This window comes from Candidatus Edwardsbacteria bacterium (genome assembly GCA_031082425.1).
Lineage (GTDB): Bacteria > Edwardsbacteria > AC1 > AC1 > EtOH8 > UBA2226.
The window spans coordinates 247,381-266,212 of the sequence record JAVHLB010000002.1; the positions used below are offsets into that span (position 1 = coordinate 247,381).

Here is an 18,832-nt window from a genome sequence, read left to right on the forward strand (position 1 = left end):
GGCAGACGGCAGGGCTGGGGACACCATATTATCAAGGAATGATTTAATGCATTGTAAAGCTTGTACGGCACGAAGGGCAAACGTGTGTATCATACAACGCGTTGTATGTATCTTCATGAAATTCAATTATCTTTTTACATCCCGGACACTTCATTCTCAAATAACTTTCATTTATAAAATCCTCACCACCACAATCTGGACAAGGTATCTCTGCTTTTAGGTAATAATTAATTGGACCAGTAATAAAAGTTCTCTCACACGTTTTACACAAACACTTTTCAATAAAGTCAAACGAATCTGCCTTTTGAGGCGTCTTGTTCACTATGCCGTTTATTCTTTGGGAAGCTGAGGCATCCGCCAATAACGGCATTTGAGATTTCTGTTTAGGTGCTTTACCAAATGCATACCCGCATTTACGGCATTTTGTGGTATTTCCCCTGGTCTGTTTTAGGCCGCACAAAGGGCAGTACTTTAAATTATTATTAACTGGCGCAACTATTTCATTTCTTTTACTACTAACTGGTATAACATTCTTATCCTTATTCATGCACCCATTGGGGCAGACAGAATAATATTCAGTTCCACAAACAGAACATCTTCCGGGATTATTATATGAACTTTTGTCAACGGCATTGCCTTTGTCCTTCTTAACATTTACGAGAACAACGACTACTAAAACAATTAAAATTAAAATGTATTCCATTGCTGACAATCTTTTAATATTTGTATAAGAAACTATTCGACAATGTTAGATCGATATAAATATTAAAGATGGATTTTACCCCACGTAGAACCCAAGACAATATCCCCCTACACATGAAACAAACAACATCAAAGCCTACTTGTGCTGTTCCTCGCTGTAAAATCCATCTGCACCAATAACCAAATTATCCAACAACCTAATTCCTAATAATCGGCAAACCTCTCCCATGGTCCTCCAAAGTTGCCTATCCTCGATGGAAGGGGTGGGATCCCCGCTGGGATGATTATGTACCGTAATAATACCGGCCGCACCGCTGGCCACTGCTCCCCTAAGTACAATTCCAGGGGATATTGCACAGTGATCCACGGCTCCCATGGCTGTAAGTTCCTTCTTAATAATACGATTTTTAGTGTTTAAATGCAATACAAAAAACAGCTCCCTATCAGCCAGCGCTTCGTCTTTCATGTACTCAAACACCGTTTTGGGGTTGCTCATAGGAATGGAGTGGATAGTTTCCGATACCCGGATGATCTCCAAGGGATATCTCTTATATTTGGACATATCGCTCTCCTCAAATAAAAAAGCCGCCCATGTTTAAATGGGCGGCTTGGTTTAATAGGTGGGGTTAGGTATCCAGGCGGTCCTGGCAGTTGGGGCAATACCGGTCCGGACAAAGGACCACGATCTCCTTATTCTCATAATCCTCAAGGAAAAGGGCTTCATGCCCGCACAAGGGGCACTCGGCAATGCGGGTATCAATAGTTGGCATGATAATCTCCTTCCCAAGTTGAAGCTTCGGCGATATGGTTGTCTTTTACCCCGATAATGTAATTTGCGGCCTTGCTGGCTGCAGCCGATGCCGACAGGATAAACCAGCGGTCGTTATTCAGGGCTTCCAGCCAACCGGCGATATAGCTGGCCTGGTTGTCAATGGTTTTGGGCGATATCCTGGAATAGGCGCATAAAAAGGCGCTCCCCAATTCAGCCACCAGCTCTTCCCGGCTGTAGTCCTCTTTCATGGAATAGCGGGGGGCCTTGACCTCCCGATTAAGACGGCTGGGATGGCTGGTGGAATGCACCATTTCATGAAACAAGGTGGAATAATACTCTTCGGAGTTGACAAACAGTTTTTTGGATGGAATGCCGATGGTGTCCTTGGCCGTGCTGTAGTAGGCAGAGCTGGCGGTCTCAATAACCGGCCGGTTAGGCATCTTCTGAACGATCCTTTCACAAAGGCCGATAGGAGGGACGGCGGCTTTCTCAACCTTGGGCAGTTTGTCCTCCGGGATGCCGCCCACCTGTTCCAGGTTGAACACCACGTAGTACTTTAAAAGCGGAATAGTGGTCAGCTCTCCCTGGGGGGAAACATGCTCGAGAATCCTCCAATAGATGATGCGGAATCCCTTGCTCCCGGCAACGATATGGCCGCCTAATTCCTCAACCTGTTTGAAGGTCAGGTAATATGGGCTGGAATAGGGCGAAAACGACAGCAGCAGCAAATTTATTCCCTTATAGACCTTGCGGGATATCAGGTTCTTGGGCAATTCAGTTTTCCAGGGCTTGCGCCAGGGAACGATGCCGCGATCCAAAGCATCCAGGATCTGATTGGTCACTATCTGGGCGACATCAGGCTTATGTGGTTTTGTTCGGGTTATCATATTTTCTCCTTATAAAAAGAAAAAGGCCCACCCGAAGGCGAGCCTTGACTTTGTTAGTGATAGTTGTTATGATTCCTTTGCGGTTTCCGAGAATCGTGACAAATAGTAGGTTTTAATCGAGTCTATGCATCTCCACCATATCTGCTCCAGAGCACGGCAGAAGCCCCGATAGCGAAAGCGTATCGGGGCACCACTCCAAAGTGTAGAGTTTGGCAGAAGCCCCGATAGCATTAGCTATCGGGGCTTTTCATTCACCGGTTCCGCGCCACAGGGCGCCCAAAGTTTATGGGGAGAGTCAGAGGGGTGTCCCCCGTCCCCAGTTGGTTGTTCAGAAAAGATCCGTATGCATCCGTATAGTCCGTGTGGATCTGTGTGCTATGGTTCCCCCGGGGCTTTAACCACAAAGAGCACAAAGAGCACAAAGAGCACAAAGACAATTTAGTTGATAGTTATTGGTTGTTAGTTATTCGGAAAAGATCCGTGTTAATCTGTGTGCTATTGGTCCCCCGTCCTTCCCCCGCTGACCCCTGCCCGGCCAGGCAACGCTACTGGGTCATCTGCTTGGCAAAGGCGCTGATGGTGGGTTTGAGGTCGATGTCGCTTACCGGGTACTCGAAGATCTTCTGCAGGTACGGTTTCATCTTCTGGTGGGCCTCGCCGAAACCCTGCGACGACTCCCGGGCGTCCCACCGCCACTTGTCGGCCAGGTCCACCTTGCGGTCGTATTCCCTGGACCCGTTGGCCTGCTCCTCGCAGTCCAAAAACTCGGTGCCGAAGACAAAGCCCGCCTTCTTGGCCTTGTTCAGCAGGTCTATGAAGTCGTTGTTGAACTGCCGCAGCTTCTTCGAGGAGGGCGGGTACACCAGGATGGCCTGCCTGCGCAGCGCCTCGATGTTGGCCGAGAACTTGTCGAAATCGGCCGGCAGGTAGTTGTTGAAGTTGTTGGCCAGCTCGGCATACTGCACCACCAGCGGCCGCATGGCGCGGAGATACTCCTGGTCGCGGGGGGCCGGCCCGCAGCCGGCCGCTGAGAGGACGGCCGAAAAACATGCCGCGGCAATGATGAAATATCGCATTTTACCTCCTGGTTAAATAATATCTATTTCCCTCTCCTGATGCTTCAGGGGAGGGTAGGGTGGGGTCCGTCCCTGTCCGTTTTTCGATCCACCACCAAGCACACAGAGGTCACCTATAATCCTAAAATACTGTAAAAATCTCCCGCCGCTTCAAGCACCGTCCTGCCGGCATAACAGGCTTCTCGATCATTTCAAACATCGCTTTGCTCAAATATTGCCCACCCCAAACGGTTCCCCGCCTATCTCCCATTATCCCTTCCCTGTAATCCGATCTCACTCCTCCCGCCTCCGCTGGGTGATCCTGGCCGGCAGGTCCCTCTCGATCCTGCCGTTGTCCAGCATCAGCACCCGGTAGGGCATCTTCTTCACCAGCTCCTGCTCGTGGGTGGCCATCAGCACCGCCGTCCCGCTGGCGTTGATGTCCTTCAGTATCTGGATGATCTCCAGGGTCCCCTGGGGATCCACGTTCCCGGTGGGCTCGTCGGCCAGCAGGATGAAGGGGTCGTTGACCAGGGCCCGGGCGATGGCCACCTTCTGCTGCTCGCCGCCCGACATCTGGTGCGGCAGGGAGTGCCGCTTGTGCGACAGCCCCACCTGGTTGAGGGCCGCCATGGATTTCTTGTGGACCATCCCGTGGGAGGCCCCGGTCACTTCCAGGGCAAAGGCCACGTTCTCGTAGACCGTCCGCTCCGGCAGCAGCTTGAAATCCTGGAAGATCACCCCCAGCTTCCGCCTCAGCTGGGGTATCTGCCGGCGTTTGATGCAGTCCGAGGCGAACCCGGCCACCTTGATCACCCCCCGGTCGGGAAACTCCTCCATCATCAACAGGCGCAGGATGGTGCTCTTGCCGGAGCCCGAGGGCCCGATCAGGAAGACGAACTCCCCCTTGTCGATGGTGAAGTTGATCTCGGCCAGCGCCTGCCAGCTGTTCTGGAAGGTCTTGGATACGTGCAATAATTCTATCATGCTCTCATTATTTATTTTATCTTTTTGTTCTTCCCGCCAGCCGGGCCGCCGGCAGCACCGCCCGGACCATCGGTCCCACAGCAACGGACAATGCTCTTTTCATATCGTCCTATCATCCGGATGCCGGCATCCCGGTCGATCCGGGACTGCCTGCATCCAGGGGTTTGGGGTGCAGTAGCGTTATAGGGCGTGGCCGGGAGCGGAAGCGGAGGCCGGACACCAAGACGGCCTGAAAACATCGCCAGATATTATTTATGTTGGCAGTATTTATCCGCGCAAGCCCTGCACCCCAAGGGTTCTTTTGTAACTTTTCTGTCGGCCCGGAAAAGTTAATGCTTATTGCCGGCTTTGATCATTTCCCGGCTTTCCCGCCAGCCGGGCGGCCAGCAGCACCGCTTTGACCATCGGCTCCGGGTCGGCCTGGTTCTTCCAGGCGATATCCCCGGCCGTCCCGTGGTCCGGCGAGGTCCGGATGAACGGCAGGCCCAGGGTGATGTTGGTGGCCCCGCCCAGGACCTTCAGGGGCAGCAGCCCCTGGTCGTGATACATGGCCAGCAGGGCGTCGGCCTTCCCCTCCTGGCACCATCTGAACCCGGCCTCGGCCGACACCGGCCCGGCGGCATTGATGCCCGCCTTCGCCGCCCGGGCCACCGCCGGGGAGATGACGGTCGTCTCCTCCCGGCCCAGCAGGCCCTGCTCCCCGGCATGGGGGTTGAGCCCCAGCACCGCGATCCGGGGCCTTTTGATGCCCCACATTTTTTTCAGGGCGGCGTCGGTCAGTGACAATTTATCCATTATCAACTGTCTGGTGATCAGTCCGGGAACCCTGGCCAGCGGCTGGTGGATGGTGGCCAGGGTCACCCTGAGCTTTCCGGCGGCGAACATCATGGCGCAGGGGCCCGAGCCGCACAGCTGGGCCAGCAGTTCGGTGTGGGCGGTCTGTTTATAGCCCGCCAGGGCCAGGGCCTTCTTGGAGATGGGGGCGGTGGCCATCCCGGAGACGGCGTTGTCCAGGGCCATCACCGCGGCGGCGATGACGGATTCGGCCGCCATCCTACCGGTCTGGGCGCTCTCCCGGCCCGGCCCGATGTTGAACCTGGGGCAGTAGATGTCGTGCACCGGGACATCTGTGAGCTTCAGCCCGAAGACCCCGGCAAATTCCCGCCACAGGTCCCTCGGGCCCACCAGCACCGGCTGGCAGGCCCGTCTGACCCGGCTGTCCAGGGCCGCTTTCAGGGCCACCTCCGGACCGATCCCGGACGGGTCCCCCATGGTTATGGCGATTCTGGGTTTCATTTTCATCTACCTATTTACCACAAAGTTCACAAAGCCCGCCGAGACAATTTCAGTCCAGTATTTTCCCTTATATCTCATATACCTTTCCCACCTTTCAAACATCGCCCGACAGCCTGAATAACCTCTCAAACTATTCGAACATTGCCCGGCACAATGTCAGACTCCTCAAACCTTTCCCCCATCTTTCAACCGCTGCCCGGCCGCCTGTCCGGCTACTCAAACGTTTCTTCCGGGCCGTTGCTTTTATTTGTTTCCTCCTCCATGGTCTGGTCCACCATCTGATCGAAACCCTCTCCGGCCTCGTCCCCCAGCTCCCGGCCCATCTTCTTGGCCCATCTGGCCACCGAACCCGGATCGTTCTCGTCCAGCCCGGTGAAGGATGAGGGGTCGGCCAGCTTCTCCATCCGCCTTTCTTCGGACTGCGGGGTCCGGAAACGGGACATCAGCCGCTCCAGCTCGGGACTTCCGCAGTGGGGGCACTTGGGCCGGCCGTAGCTGGAGGGATTCAGTATCAGCAGGCTGATTTTTTTATGGCAGCCCCGGCAGGTGTATTCGTATATCGGCATGCTTCACTTTTCCTTTGGCCGGGAGCTTTCCCACTTTTCCACGATCTGGGAGATGATCTTGTTCTTGGTCAAAAAGCCCCTTCGCTCCTGTTCATCATCGATGTTCCGGGCCTTGGCCTGCACTTCGTTGTAGGCCAGCTCCAGATATTTCCCGGATTCCTCAGGCTTGCCCATCCGCTCCAATATCAGGCAGTGGGTGAAATAGCTGTTCTCCTTGTAGACCTCAAAAAGCTCCTGCTTAGCTATCATTTCTATGGCCCGGTCGGAATGTTCAAAGGCCTGGTCCATTTCCCCGGTATCGTAATAGATGTCGGCCAGCGAGGAGTAGAGCGTGACCATCTGGCTGTGGTTGCCCGAGTCATTGATGACCTTCAGGGCCTCCTGGCCCACGGCCTTGGCCCCCGGATAATCATTCAGGTTCTGGAGGTATCCTATCTTTTGGGTCAAAAAGTGCCCGTAGTAGCTGCGGCTGTTTATTCTCAGGCCTATCTCCAGCGCCCGGTCGATGTACTCCACCGCCCGGCGGTAGTCGTCGGTGATGGCATACAGCGTGGCCAGGTTGCCCAGCTTCCGCATCTGCCCGTCCTGGTTGCCGGTGGCGGTGTCTATCCTCAGGGCCTTTTCGAAATAGACCATGGCCTGGTCGTGCTTTCCCATCGAGCCCAGCATCACCGCTATGTTGTTCAGCTTGGATGCCTGGCCGGTCAGGTTGCCCAGCATCTCGTCCAGCTTGATTCCCTGGCTGTAATGCTCCATGGCCTTGGAGTAATCGGCCCGGCGGAACATGATGGCCCCCAGGTTATTGTGCAGGGTGCTCTGCTTGGCCAGGTCGCCGATGCGGCGGCAGATGGCCAGGGCCGCCAGATAGTTCTCCTGGGCTTTTTCCATTTCGTCGGTGGCCAGCAGCACGTTGGCGGTATTGGTCAGCACCCCCGCCATGGAGCGGTCCTCGCGTTCGGTCTCGAATATCAGCCGGGCCTGATCCAGGCGCGTCAGCGCTTCATTGAAAAGGCCCATCTTCCATTGGATCAGCCCCGAATTGGCCAGGGAATTGCCCCAGCCGATCCGGTCGCCCCGGGACCGGTAGATCCCGGAGGCCAGCTCCCTGAATTCCAGGGCTTTGGGGTAGTTGGAAAGGCTTTGGCAGGCCTGCGACAGCTGCCCGTAGATCTCGGCCAGCTTTGTATCATCCCTGTCCCGCCGGCACAGCTGCAGGGCCTCTTCGGAAAGCTCCAGCGCCCTGGCGTATTCCCCGGAGAAGATGCAGACCTGTGAATTGTAGAGCCGGTCGGTGATGCCGTAGCGGGGGTGGTTCCGGGCCAGGGCGGAAATTTTGCCGGCGATCTCCCGGCTGCGGGCCCGGTCCCCGGCCACGTCGCACACCTCCCATTGACGTTGCCAGATGACAAAGGGGATCAAGTTGGAGATCTCTTCGGCGGTCCCCGATCCCCCCCCGTTGGTTTTTATCCAGTTTACTGTTCCGCTTCTCATCCGGTTTTCGCTGATCGGTTATTGCGGTTCGGCATCATCGGACCGGCTCTTTCATCGCCATGACATATTCGATCATGGATCGGCCTGTGATGCTCGGCTCTTCTCCAGCTCCCCCCACTCCCTGATGATGGTCTGGTTGGATTTATTATTATTATAGAATTTCTCCAGTTCCTGGGGGTCATTTATGTCCCGGGCCTTTTTTTGCACCTCCAGATATGCCATTTTCAGAAATTCCCGCGACTGCTGTTGGTTGCCCATCTTCCCCAGGATCAGGTGCCGCCGGTAGTACATCTTCTCCAGGGCCACCTCGAAGGTGGAATGCTTGGTTATCAATTCCATCGCCTGGTCGGAGTACTCCAGGGCCTTGGCCGGCTGGCCCATGGCGTCGTAAAGATCGGCCATGTTGGACAGCCCCATGCTCAGGACCGAATTGCTGTCGATCTCCCGGGCCAGGGCGATGCCTTCCAGCCCGTAGGCGACCGCCTCCTGATATTTCTTCATCCAAATGCACAGCAGGACATTTCTTATCAGTGCGTGGGCCAGATAGCCCTTGGAATTTATCTGCCGGCTCAGGTCGACCGACCTCTGGCTGCATTCGAAGGACTTTTGAAAATCCTCCTTCATGGCCCACAGGTCGGCGATGTTGCTCAGCTTGGAGATCTGCCCGTTGAGGTTGCCGGTCGAGACATCTATTTCCAGCGCCCTTTTCATGTATTCCAGCGATTGGTCATAATCGCCCAGGGTCCCCTGGAGCACCCCGATATTGTTCAGTTTTGTCGCCTGGGAGGTGATATCCCCAATGGTCCGGTCGATCTTCAGACCCTCTTGAAGCCTAACCAGCGCCTCCTGATAACGTCCCTTTCTTAACAGTATGACCCCCAGATTGTTCAAAATGTTGCTCTGCTTTTGGATATCACCCAATTGCCGGGCCTGGACCAGGGCTTCCTGGTAAAGGTCATAGGCTTGGTCCGCTTGATCTGTCCGCAACATGGCCCCGGCCACATTGGCTTTATTGGTGGCCATCTTCCGGATATCGTTGAATTTTTGGTAAACGGACATGGCCTGGCGGTAAAAGTCCATAGCCTTTTGGTTATCTCCCATCCGCCAGTAGGCCAGCCCGATATCTCCTTTGACATCGCCCGCTCTCACTTCCATCCCCAGCGATTGGTAGATGGCCAGGGCGTTGAGCCGGTGATCTATGGCCTTGGGGTAATCGGACAGATTATAGCAGGCCTCGCCCATCAGGCCGTACATCAGGGCGGTTTTTTCCCGGTCCCCCCTATCCCGGGCCATTTCCAGTCCCTTCCGGGACAGATCCAGTGACTCCGAATATTTGGCCTTATACTTGGCAATAGCGTACTGATAATACAGGGCGTCTATCTGGTAGGCGTCGTTTTTCTCAGCCAGAACCCCCACCCGCCGGGATATCTCTTCGGATATTCTCCGGTTGGCTATTACATCGCAGACCTCCCACTGCCGCTGCCAGACGGCAAAGGGAAGGCCCTGCTCCAGGCGGCCTCCGGCCCCGGCCTCCCTGACGTTTCCTATGATCCAGCCGCCGAGTCTGCTCATTTGGTCAGGATCATTTTTACCGCGATAGCCAGCAGGAATACGCCGAATGAGCGCTGCAGCCAGGCCCCGGAGATCTTCTCGGCCAGCACCGCCCCCAGCAGCCCGCCGAAGAAAAAGCACACCGCCATCACCCCGGCCGCCTTGATGTCGACATGCCCGGCCGAATAATAACGCCAGGCCGCCAGCAGACCTATGGGCAGCAGCAGGGTGGCCAGCGAAGTGCCCTGGGCCTGGTGCTGGGAGAATTTGAACAATATCACCAGCGCCGGCACGATCACCACCGCCCCGCCGATGCCGAACAGTCCGCTGACCACTCCGGCCAAGGCCCCCAATAACGCATATCCCAGCCAAACCATCTAGCTATCCTCCATTATTTTTTTAAAAGCCCGGGGGAAATGATCGATGATGTCCCCGGCCAGCAGGCAGTATTCTGTCTTGTCTGCGGCCGCCAGGTCCCCGGCCAGCCCGTGCAGGTAGACCCCCAGCACCGCCGCCCTTTCTGCCGACAGCCCCTGGGCCAGCAGCCCGCCGATCAGCCCGGCCAGCACATCCCCCGACCCGGCGGTGGCCATGCCGCTGTTGCCGGTGGAGTTGATCCAGGCCCTCCCCTCCGGCAGGGCGGTGACGGTGGGGGCCCCCTTCAGCACTACCGTCTGGTTGAACCTCCTGGCCGCCTCCAGGGCGTATTTGAGAGGCTGGCGCTTTATCGGGGAGATGTCGGTTTTCAACAGCCGCGACAATTCCCCGTAGTGGGGGGTCAGGACCAGGTTTGCGGCGGACCCCAGCAGCTCCGGCCGGGCGGCCAGGGCATTCAGCCCGTCGGCGTCCAATACGGCCGGGATCTTGATGGACTTGACCGCCGTCCGCACCAGTTCCGCGGTCTCGGGATGGCCGGACAGGCCCGGGCCGATGACCATCGAGTCGGCTTTGTCTATCAGCTTAAGGATCCTTTCCAGCGCCGCCAGCGACAGGGTCCGGTTTCTGGTCTCCGGCAGGGGTTTGGTGATGACCTCGGTCAGCTTGGCCTCCAGGATATCGTTCAGGCTCTCGGGGACCCCCAGGCAGACCAGCCCGGCCCCGGAGCGCATGGCGGAGTTTGATGCCAGGCCGGCCGCGCCGGTCATGCCGGCCGAGCCGGCCAGCACCAGCACCGTTCCGCAGCTGCCCTTGTGGGCGTCCGGCTTTCTGGCCGGCAGCCAGTTCCTGGCCATCTGATGCCCGGCCAGGTGGACATTTATCTTTTGTTCCGCAAGGCATTTTTCGGGAAAACCGATGTCGGCCACGATCACCCTTCCGGCCAGTTCCTTCCCGGGATGAAATAAAAGGCCGGTCTTCAAAAGCCCCATGGTCACCGTGACGCTTGCCCTGACAGCGGGTCCTGTTGCCTGCCCGGTCTCACCGTCCACCCCGGAGGGAATGTCGGCCGACAAAACCTTTCGTCCGGAAGAGTTGATTGCTTCGATCGCCTGGCCCGCCAGCTTGTCGGCCGGGCCCTGGAAGCCAGTTCCGAAAATGGCATCGACCACCAGATGGGAACCGGCCAGTTCTTTTTTCAGGAAGGCCAGCCCCGCGGCCGAGACTATCTCCCTGACCTTCGATCCACTCTTGCCCAGCTTTTTGGCCTGGGTCAGGGCCTCGCCTTTGACTTGACCGATCCGTCCCAGCAAAAAAACCGTGGCCCGGAAATCTTTTTCCGCCAGCATCCTGGCGGCCGCGAAACCATCCCCCCCGTTGTTCCCCTTGCCGCAGATCAGGCAGACGCTCCGCTGGTCGCCCAGCATGGCCGCCGCCTGATCGGCCAGGGCCCGCCCGGCCTTCTCCATCAGGGCCAGCCCGGTGATTTTATATTTCTTTATGGCCCGGGCGTCTATCTCCCGCATCTGGGAAGTAGTGACTACTAACATTTCAATTTATCCTTTTTCCTTGCCCGCCAAAAAGACTGGAACTAAAAAATATTTTAGCGTCATTTTGTGTGTTTGGTGGGCAACTCCCGTATTAAACTTTCTCCATCACCGCCACCGCCACCACCATGCTCCGGTCGTGGGACAGCGAGAGATGGATGGCGTATCCCTTTCCGTGTTCGGCCGCCGCTCCGTGAAGTTTTACCGTGGGACGGCTCTTTTCGTTGTCCACGATCTCTATCAGGTTGGGATGGACCCCCCGCCGGAAACCGGTCCCCAGGCACTTGGACACCGCCTCCTTGGCGGCGAACCGGGCGGCATAGCTCTGGTACTTGTTGGGGCGCCCCTGGCAGAAGGCGATCTCGGACGGGGTGTAGACCTTGTCCAGGAACCTCTGCCCCCAGCGGTTTATGGCCTGCTCGATCCTGCCGACCTCGGCGATGTCTATCCCGGTCGATGCTATCATAGAAAGCCGATCTCGTTCTGATGTGATTTATGGAATAATTTTTTCGCCGGTTCTTTTCCGGAAGGTCCCGATCTGCTCCGGATGGATAGAGGGGTGTCCGGTCCGGACAGTTACCGTCAACCTCCGGCCGGTAATTGATAAATTTATCATAATCTGGCGAAATGTCAAGAAATAATATTAAAACCAGGGGCGGGGGAAATGTTGACAGCCGCGATGATTTAAGTTAAACTAACGGGATGATCAAACCGGAGGAAAAATCTTTGGCCCTGCTTACCGGGGCCAGCGGATTCATCGGCAGCCACCTGGCGGAAGGCCTTTTGGAAAAAGGCTTCCGGGTCAGGGCCCTGGTCCGGACCGCCAGCAACTTAAGATGGCTGAAAGGTCTGGACCTGGAGCTGGCCTATGGGTCGTTTGACGACCAGCCATCGCTGTATGACGCCGTCAGCGGCGCGGATTACATCTTCCACCTCGCCGCCGCCAAGTCCGGCAGCCGGGACAGGATCTTCCACCATAATGTGGAGGCCACCGTCAACCTGGCAAAAGCCGCCATTGAAAATGCCCCCGGCATCAGGAGGTTCGTCTTCTCCTCCAGCCAGGCGGCGGCCGGGCCGTCGGACCGCCTGGAGGAGCCCCGGTGCGAGTCCCACCAATGCCGGCCCATCTCCGATTACGGCCGCAGCAAGCTGGAGGCCGAGCGGCAGTTGCTGAAATTGGCGGAGCAGATCCCCATAACCATAGTCCGCCCGCCCACTGTCTACGGTCCCCGGGACACCGATGTCCTGTTATATTTCCAATGGATAAACCGGGGGCTGGCCCTGCTGCCGGGATTCAAAAAAAGGTACGCCCACCTGATTTTTGTTGGGGACCTGGCCCAGGGGATGGTCGCCGCGGCCCGGTCCGATGCCGCCGCCGGCAAGACCTATTTCCTGTCCCACCCCCAAAGTCATTCCTGGCAGGAGATATCCTGGGCCATCGCCCGGAGCCTTAACAAGAAGCCTCTCCCGCTGATGGTCCCGCTGGGCCTGGCCAATTTCGCGGCCCTGCTGGCCGAAGGCGGGGCTTTGGCAACCGGGGGAAACAGCATCTTCAACCGCCAGAAGGTCCGGGAGATGTCCCAAAAATACTGGACCTGCTCCCCCGGCCGGGCCCAAAAAGATTTCGGGTTCAACTGCCGTTATGATCTGAAAAGGGGCCTGGAGATCACCGCCCGGTGGTACCGGGAGAACGACTGGCTGTAGGATTTTTTGTCTTTAAAAACATTCGATCTTGAAAGCGGTTTGAGCCTATGAAAAAAACCAGGTTTTACGCCATCATCGGGCTTTCCCTAGTGCTGCCGGCCTGCGGCACCGTCCGTCTGGACCGGGCCGTTAACACCGCTCCCGATACTGTGGCCGTCGTCCTGCAACCGGCGGATACTGCCGCAACCGAGCTGGTTGTTGATGATCCGGCCCTGCCGGATTCAGCGCCCAAGGGCAACTTGACCGTCGCCGCGGTGGGCGACATCATGATGGGCAGCTGCTATCCGGCCCCGCTGCTGCCGCCGGAGGACGGCCGGCGCTTGTTCGACGACTGCCGGGAGATCCTTGAAAAAGCCGACCTGGCCTTCGGCAATCTGGAGGGGCCGTTGTGCGATTCCGGCCAACCGGCCAAGGTGGCAAAAAATGGCAGGGCCTACGTCTTTCGCACCCCGACGTCTTTCGCTGACAATCTGGCCCGGGCCGGGTTCGACGTGATGTCCCTGGCCAACAATCATGCCAATGATTTCGGTTCCAATGGCAGCCGGTCTACCCGCCAGGCCCTGGAAAATTCCGGCATTCAGTACACCGGCAAAGAGGGCGCTGTCGCCGAATTCAACCTAAAGGGAGTTTCCGTCGGGGTGATCGCCCTGGCCGCCGGGGCGCCTCCCCGCTCCATCGTCCATCCCGAAGAAGCGCTTAGCGAGATCGATTCCCTGGCCAGAATTTACGATATCCTGATCGTCTCGATCCATGGCGGCGGGGAGGGAAAGGCCGCCCTGCACATCAAGGACGCTCCGGAGAGATACCTTAACGAGCCGCGGGGGCGCCTGATAAAATTCTCCCATGACGCCATTGACCGGGGGGCCGATCTGATAATCGGCCACGGGCCCCATGTCCCCCGGGCCCTGGAGGTCTATCGGGACCGGCTGATAGCCTACAGCCTGGGCAATTTCTGCACCTACGGCGGCATGAACTTGAGCGGGGAGTCCGGCTATGCCCCCCTGCTGTGGGCGGAACTTGACAGCCGGGGAAGATATCTGAGCCTCAGGGTGCATTCCTTCATTCAGGCCCGGCCCGGCGGCCCGAAAATTGACCGGATGAACCGGGCCTCCGAACTGATGCGTAAATTATCCCTCCAGGATTTTCCCCAAAGCCATCCCTACCAGGCGGAGGATCTCTGAGTGATCGTTGATCCAATAAAAAAGGCCAGGAGCTATCCTGGCCTTTAAAATTTCATTGCCGTCAGAACATCCGGGCGGAAAGAATATAGTTGATCGGATCATTGGCCTTGTCGTTGGAAAGCACCTCATAGTGCAGGTGAGGGCCGGTGGTCCTGCCGGTGGATCCCACCAGGGCGATGACCTGGCCGCGCGACACCTTGGAGCCTTGGCTGACCCTGATCAGCGAACAATGCGCGAAGCGGGTCGTTATCCCGTAGCCGTGATCCACCTCCAGGCACAGCCCGTAATTGCCGCGGGAGCCTACCGCTTTGACCACCCCGTCGGCCGGAGCGGTGATGATGGTCCCGCCCGGAGCGGCGATATCCACCCCCTCGTGCATCCTCATTTCGCCGGTCAGGGGATCGCGCCGGTAGCCGAAATTGCTGATGATCCATCCGGGGGTGGGCTGAATGGACGGCATATGGTTCCACTTTTGCTGCTGCTGCTCAAGAGCGGCTGTCAGCTCCTGGAAACTCTCGTTCTGCAGTTTGGCCTCCCTGATAAGCCGGCCCAGGTCATCCTCCACCTCCCGGATGAAAGAGCCGGTCTTCACCGAAACCCCTTCGGGAAGCTCCTCCTGCCTGTCGCCCCCGATGCCCACCTGCCGGATGTCGGGATCAATGATCCGGAGTCCGGACATCATCCTGACCTTGGAGTCGAAATCCACGAACAACGCTATCTGCTCCTGCAGATCGGCCGATTTTGCCGCAAATTCTTTCAGTTTGGTCCTGAGTATGCGGTTTTCCACCTGTAGCTTCTGCAGCATTGAGACATCGACAATCTTGTTGATATAGCCGGTGGTTACCAGACCCAGGCCCAATAAAAGAAATAACCCAAAGCACCCCAGGCATACCAGAAGCCATTGGGGCACCCTGACACTTACGGTATTGCCCCCGTGGTGGGGGATAAATACTATGGTAAGTTGTGTTTTTTCTTTTAGACCCATAAACAAAAACAATCGCTAGGTTTAAAATTTAAGCGATAACAATGTACACCATAGCACAGATCGGCGGTTCTTGTCAAGTAAAATATCAGCCAAACTTCATAACTTATTATGAACTTTCGTTACCTTACCAGGATCAGTTTCTGGGTCAAAGTGACCGCTCCGGCCGTCAGACGGTAAAAATAGATGCCCGAAGCCATACTGTTTCCCCGGCTGTCCCGGCCATCCCAATTGACTTGGTATAGGCCGGGAGCTTTCTCCCCGGAATCCAGCATTCTGATGGTCTGGCCCAGGATATTGTAGACCGTCAGGGTGACCGGTGATTTGCCGGGTATTTGGTATGATATCACGGCATTGGAACGCATGGGGTTGGGATGGCTGCGGTTAAGCCTTAAGACCCCTGAAAGTTCAGGCTCCTCCGGACGGGCGGCCACTCCGGCCGGGCTGGTCACCGAGATGTCATCGATATGCCAGCCGCTGTAATTCAGGGAATAGTCGGATGTGAAGCGGAACCTCAGCATCACCCGGGAACCCACCGGGATCCCGTTTATATCATATGATCGCTGGGTCCAGTTGCTAAGGTTTCCGGTATAGCTGGCCAGCCCGGCCCAGCTGGAGCCTCCGTCGGTGCTGTATTCCACGAAGCCGTAATCATATCCGTTTTCGATGGCATATTTGTGCCAGAACGATACCGTGGCCTGGGAGCCCACCGCGAACTCGGGGGTGATCAGGGATGAATTCATGTCGTCAAGGTAATTTTGATCGTCCCCCACCCCGCAGCGCCAGCAGGTGGTCGGGCTGTATGAGGTATATTCGGTGGTATGCCACAGATCCCCGACCTGGTATCGGTTGGTCAGAATGCTGTCCTCCACGTTGTCGTAGAAGCCGGGGCTGGCGACGGCCAGCATAAAACTGTCATACTGAACCAGCGCACCCCCCAGGGTTTTCATCTGGAGCCTGAGCCGGGCATAGTACGGGTTTTGGGGCGGGGTCCCGAAGGTCAGCAGATAGGGAATGACCGAGCCGCCGGCGCTGTCGGGCTGTATGTTTCCGTAGCCCGAGCTGTCGCTCACTATGGTAATATACGGATCACTGCTGGCCAGGATGGCCGTGACATTGTCCGCCGTCTGCAGCCCCGTATTCTTAAGATATACCCTCAGGCTGTCGGTCTCCCCGGGCTCGGCAAAGCCGTTGTTGTTGGCCGGGGCCGGGTCGATTATGCTGTAAGTGCTGTACCACAGCTTGGGGGCCGAGACCTTCACCGAGAAATTTGTGGTCCAGCTGTTCTCGGTATCATGGCATTCCAGGGTGAAGGGGATGACGGTCCCGTTGGTGCAGGCCGGCGAGACGGTGAATTTGTATCCCGCAGCGTACTGGGCCGAATCCCCGGAGTACACCAGGCCGAAATTATATAAGCTGTCGGTGACGGCGGCCTGGCTGCCGGCGGTCCTCAAGGTGCCAGTGACCGTGCCGGTGGATATGACGCTGCCGTAATTTTTCACCCATAGGGGCATGATCATCGATTCCCCGGGGTTTGCCTCACCGTCGCCGTTGCCGGCCGGATCATCAATGGTGTGTTTGTAGTGCAACACACAGGGGCCGGTCACCGAAACATTGATCTGCCCGGCATACGGCGCACAGTTATGGGCGGTGACCACCACCCCGATGCTGTCGATGACGGTGGTCACGATATCCAGCGATACATTGCCCGAGGCATCGCTGTAGCCCGAGGCCAGGACCTCTCCGTTTGATCTATAGGTCAGGCAGACCAGGGCGTTCTGCACCGCGGCCCCGGCCGTTACATTGACATTCACCGTGGCCGGGCCCAGCGGCACCGTGGCCGGGTGGCTGACGGTCAGGGCCAGGGGCTGCCGGGTATAAAGGTCTATGGCCCCGTTGCCCAGGATGTTGTACATCTCGAAATATCTTTTGGTCATGGGGATATTACCCCAGGTTCGGAAGTAGTCCAGCTTGGACTTTGTGGTCATGCCGCCTATCCAGGCATAACCGCTGTCCAAGAATGCATTGTACAGCCTGCGCTGGAGGATGTCATCCTCGTCCCAATAGGAGGTTACGGATGAACCCCAATAAGCCATGGCCCCTTTATCCGCCGCCCTTATCCAGGTCTCCCCAAAACACTCGGAATAGGTGTACTGCCCGGTCAGGCAGGCAAAGCTGGTCACCAGGGCATATTTGTCGGTATTGGCAAGGGCATTTACATTGGACTGGTAGAAGGTGGGGCCGTCCCAGTAAGTGACGGCGCCATGTCCGGTATAGGTCATGATGCCGCGGCCCTGGTTGAAGGCGTCGGACACCGGGGTGCCGGTGCCGTAATAGTAGTAAAGCGAATCGCAGGTCATGGAATGGGATCTGGCCAGGGCCATGCAGTAGTTGTTAGTGGCCTCGGCCAGACCATGATAGCTGTAATCATTGGAAGCGGTGAAATAGGCCTTCTGCATCCAAGAGTGATCGCCGGTCCAGGCCCCCTGCTGATAGCCCAGGTATTTGACTATGTAATTGTGCAACTGGACGGTGTCGGCCACCGAGATCCGGCTGACATAAAGATCCGGCAGGTAATCGGCCCCGGCCATGGTGGAATAATACAGGTCGGTGGCCGGATTATCCGCGGAGCTGGCAATATAGGCCGGGATCACATCCACATCACCCACCAGCAGGACAAAATCCGGCGGGGTCTCGCCGTCATACTGGCTTTTGATATACTGGCGGATATGACTGGTGTCGGCCCCGCCCGGGATCTCCGAGGTCCTGGTGACGAATACCCGATACCCCTTCCGGGTGTCCCAATCCACCAGCGGCGTCAAAGCGTCATAATATTCATCGCCCGCGATGATCAGCTGGTTGATGGGCAGGGTTGGAACGGCCTTGGCCGATTGGTATGTGCCGTAGTTGATCAAGGTCGATGACAGCGGGCTGTCGTATGCCGCCGAGCGGTATTTGGTTGCCATCTTCCGGGTCTGGGCTATATCGGAACCCGAAAGCTTCAGGTTTATCCGGGCCTTGGTTATCACCTTGACTTCGCCGCTGACCGGATTGTAGGCTACCGGCCAAAAAGTGACCAATACCGCCCGGTGTCCCCTCATCTGAACCGGCTGGGATAGTGTGACCTGGGCTTTGCCGTAAAATTCGTTGTTGGAATATACGGCTCGGTCGATGCTGAAGGGAACCTTCTCCTCCGCTCCGGGCATCTTGGGCACCGGCAGCTGGACCGGCAGGATCTTTTTATCAAAGCCCCTGTCCTTCAGGTTAAAGTTCTCCGAAGAGATCACCTCCAGAAAGGCTTCGACCCTGGCTCCCTGCGGGATCTCCACCCATTCGGAGACCACCGGTAATCTGGGATGGCCCGGCTCGGTGTTATATCCCTGGTCCGGAACCGAGAGCAGGACATATGCCCCGTCCTTGGTCTTTGCCTCCGAGATATCCAGCCCCGGCAGGGTCACCTCCAGCGTGATGGCCTCCGGGCCGGCGCCTGATAATCCTACCGTCCGCCCGGAATTGCTTTGGGCGGCCAGCGGGACCCATTGCCCGGCCAAGGCCGCGGTGGCTGAAATTGCCAGGATCAGGGCGGCCAGTGATCCGATGGTTCTATGATTCATAGTTGGACCCCTAAGTCAGTTTGAATATATTGGTATAACTTTATATTACTTTTGCCTCTTTGTCAAGGGTTCGGGCTTATTTTACCTGCGATATGATATTGACAAAGCCGGCCTTCGGTAGT

General features: G+C 57.0%; 17 protein-coding genes. 2 read left to right on the forward strand and 15 right to left on the reverse strand.

Annotation, left to right across the window (positions count from 1 at the left end; all coding sequences use genetic code 11):
• Positions 1-43: 43 nt before the first annotated feature.
• The 13 genes from RDU76_02855 to acpS form a co-directional block, all read right to left on the reverse strand.
• A complete protein-coding gene (locus tag RDU76_02855; GenBank protein ID MDQ7797868.1) occupies positions 44-703 on the reverse strand; it encodes a hypothetical protein in 660 nt (219 codons plus the stop codon).
• A gap of 135 nt (positions 704-838) precedes the next feature.
• Complete coding sequence (locus RDU76_02860; protein ID MDQ7797869.1) at positions 839-1,264, reverse strand: JAB domain-containing protein; 426 nt, start codon at positions 1,262-1,264, stop codon at positions 839-841.
• Between the two features lie 64 nt (positions 1,265-1,328).
• On the reverse strand, positions 1,329-1,472 hold the full coding sequence (locus RDU76_02865; protein MDQ7797870.1) for a hypothetical protein: 144 nt from the start codon (positions 1,470-1,472) through the stop codon (positions 1,329-1,331).
• Positions 1,459-2,361, reverse strand: coding sequence for a zincin-like metallopeptidase domain-containing protein (locus tag RDU76_02870; GenBank protein MDQ7797871.1), 903 nt, complete (start codon positions 2,359-2,361; stop codon positions 1,459-1,461). The genes RDU76_02865 and RDU76_02870 overlap by 14 nt, the downstream gene beginning before the upstream one ends.
• Before the next feature lie 545 nt (positions 2,362-2,906).
• Positions 2,907-3,437, reverse strand: coding sequence for a hypothetical protein (locus tag RDU76_02875; protein MDQ7797872.1), 531 nt, complete (start codon positions 3,435-3,437; stop codon positions 2,907-2,909).
• Between the two features lie 273 nt (positions 3,438-3,710).
• Positions 3,711-4,403: a cell division ATP-binding protein FtsE gene (gene ftsE / locus RDU76_02880; protein MDQ7797873.1), complete on the reverse strand. Its 693-nt coding sequence runs from the start codon at positions 4,401-4,403 to the stop codon at positions 3,711-3,713.
• Positions 4,404-4,739: 336 nt separating this feature from the next.
• Positions 4,740-5,699: a 4-hydroxythreonine-4-phosphate dehydrogenase PdxA gene (gene pdxA, locus RDU76_02885; GenBank protein MDQ7797874.1), complete on the reverse strand. Its 960-nt coding sequence runs from the start codon at positions 5,697-5,699 to the stop codon at positions 4,740-4,742.
• Between the two features lie 212 nt (positions 5,700-5,911).
• Complete coding sequence (locus tag RDU76_02890; protein ID MDQ7797875.1) at positions 5,912-6,265, reverse strand: zinc ribbon domain-containing protein; 354 nt, start codon at positions 6,263-6,265, stop codon at positions 5,912-5,914.
• A 3-nt stretch (positions 6,266-6,268) separates the two neighbouring features.
• The gene (locus RDU76_02895; GenBank protein MDQ7797876.1) at positions 6,269-7,756 is read right to left on the reverse strand and encodes a tetratricopeptide repeat protein; all 1,488 of its coding nucleotides are present in this window, start codon (positions 7,754-7,756) and stop codon (positions 6,269-6,271) included.
• A gap of 72 nt (positions 7,757-7,828) precedes the next feature.
• Complete coding sequence (locus RDU76_02900) at positions 7,829-9,328, reverse strand: tetratricopeptide repeat protein (GenBank protein MDQ7797877.1); 1,500 nt, start codon at positions 9,326-9,328, stop codon at positions 7,829-7,831.
• A complete protein-coding gene (locus RDU76_02905; protein ID MDQ7797878.1) occupies positions 9,325-9,684 on the reverse strand; it encodes a sulfite exporter TauE/SafE family protein in 360 nt (119 codons plus the stop codon). The genes RDU76_02900 and RDU76_02905 overlap by 4 nt, the downstream gene beginning before the upstream one ends.
• Positions 9,685-11,232 (reverse strand): NAD(P)H-hydrate dehydratase, encoded by a 1,548-nt coding sequence (locus RDU76_02910; protein MDQ7797879.1) that lies wholly within the window; start codon positions 11,230-11,232, stop codon positions 9,685-9,687.
• Between the two features lie 91 nt (positions 11,233-11,323).
• Positions 11,324-11,695 carry a holo-ACP synthase gene (gene acpS, locus RDU76_02915; GenBank protein ID MDQ7797880.1) on the reverse strand — a complete coding sequence of 124 codons (372 nt, stop codon included), beginning with the start codon at positions 11,693-11,695 and terminating at the stop codon, positions 11,324-11,326.
• A gap of 236 nt (positions 11,696-11,931) precedes the next feature.
• On the opposite strand from acpS, the gene RDU76_02920 reads away from it, so the two are divergent.
• Positions 11,932-12,933, forward strand: coding sequence for an NAD-dependent epimerase/dehydratase family protein (locus RDU76_02920; protein MDQ7797881.1), 1,002 nt, complete (start codon positions 11,932-11,934; stop codon positions 12,931-12,933).
• Positions 12,934-12,980: 47 nt separating this feature from the next.
• Positions 12,981-14,114 carry a CapA family protein gene (locus tag RDU76_02925; GenBank protein MDQ7797882.1) on the forward strand — a complete coding sequence of 378 codons (1,134 nt, stop codon included), beginning with the start codon at positions 12,981-12,983 and terminating at the stop codon, positions 14,112-14,114.
• Between the two features lie 61 nt (positions 14,115-14,175).
• On the opposite strand, the gene RDU76_02930 is transcribed toward RDU76_02925, so the two are convergent.
• Both RDU76_02930 and RDU76_02935 read right to left on the reverse strand, forming a co-directional pair.
• A complete protein-coding gene (locus tag RDU76_02930) occupies positions 14,176-14,901 on the reverse strand; it encodes a M23 family metallopeptidase (protein MDQ7797883.1) in 726 nt (241 codons plus the stop codon).
• 317 nt (positions 14,902-15,218) lie between these two features.
• Positions 15,219-18,710, reverse strand: a complete 3,492-nt coding sequence (locus RDU76_02935; GenBank protein ID MDQ7797884.1) for a C25 family cysteine peptidase — start codon at positions 18,708-18,710, stop codon at positions 15,219-15,221.
• Positions 18,711-18,832 lie beyond the last annotated feature (122 nt).

What these genes read in the sequence shown, in the direction of transcription:
- RDU76_02855 (MDQ7797868.1), bottom strand. Translation starts at nt 703, where the DNA reads ATGGAATACATTTTAATTTTAATTGTTTTAGTAGTCGTTGTTCTCGTA.
- RDU76_02860 (MDQ7797869.1), bottom strand. Translation starts at nt 1,264, where the DNA reads ATGTCCAAATATAAGAGATATCCCTTGGAGATCATCCGGGTATCGGAA.
- RDU76_02865 (MDQ7797870.1), bottom strand. Translation starts at nt 1,472, where the DNA reads ATGCCAACTATTGATACCCGCATTGCCGAGTGCCCCTTGTGCGGGCAT.
- RDU76_02870 (MDQ7797871.1), bottom strand. Translation starts at nt 2,361, where the DNA reads ATGATAACCCGAACAAAACCACATAAGCCTGATGTCGCCCAGATAGTG.
- RDU76_02875 (MDQ7797872.1), bottom strand. Translation starts at nt 3,437, where the DNA reads ATGCGATATTTCATCATTGCCGCGGCATGTTTTTCGGCCGTCCTCTCA.
- ftsE (MDQ7797873.1), bottom strand. Translation starts at nt 4,403, where the DNA reads ATGATAGAATTATTGCACGTATCCAAGACCTTCCAGAACAGCTGGCAG.
- pdxA (MDQ7797874.1), bottom strand. Translation starts at nt 5,699, where the DNA reads ATGAAACCCAGAATCGCCATAACCATGGGGGACCCGTCCGGGATCGGT.
- RDU76_02890 (MDQ7797875.1), bottom strand. Translation starts at nt 6,265, where the DNA reads ATGCCGATATACGAATACACCTGCCGGGGCTGCCATAAAAAAATCAGC.
- RDU76_02895 (MDQ7797876.1), bottom strand. Translation starts at nt 7,756, where the DNA reads ATGAGAAGCGGAACAGTAAACTGGATAAAAACCAACGGGGGGGGATCG.
- RDU76_02900 (MDQ7797877.1), bottom strand. Translation starts at nt 9,328, where the DNA reads ATGAGCAGACTCGGCGGCTGGATCATAGGAAACGTCAGGGAGGCCGGG.
- RDU76_02905 (MDQ7797878.1), bottom strand. Translation starts at nt 9,684, where the DNA reads ATGGTTTGGCTGGGATATGCGTTATTGGGGGCCTTGGCCGGAGTGGTC.
- RDU76_02910 (MDQ7797879.1), bottom strand. Translation starts at nt 11,232, where the DNA reads ATGTTAGTAGTCACTACTTCCCAGATGCGGGAGATAGACGCCCGGGCC.
- acpS (MDQ7797880.1), bottom strand. Translation starts at nt 11,695, where the DNA reads ATGATAGCATCGACCGGGATAGACATCGCCGAGGTCGGCAGGATCGAG.
- RDU76_02920 (MDQ7797881.1), top strand. Translation starts at nt 11,932, where the DNA reads ATGATCAAACCGGAGGAAAAATCTTTGGCCCTGCTTACCGGGGCCAGC.
- RDU76_02925 (MDQ7797882.1), top strand. Translation starts at nt 12,981, where the DNA reads ATGAAAAAAACCAGGTTTTACGCCATCATCGGGCTTTCCCTAGTGCTG.
- RDU76_02935 (MDQ7797884.1), bottom strand. Translation starts at nt 18,710, where the DNA reads ATGAATCATAGAACCATCGGATCACTGGCCGCCCTGATCCTGGCAATT.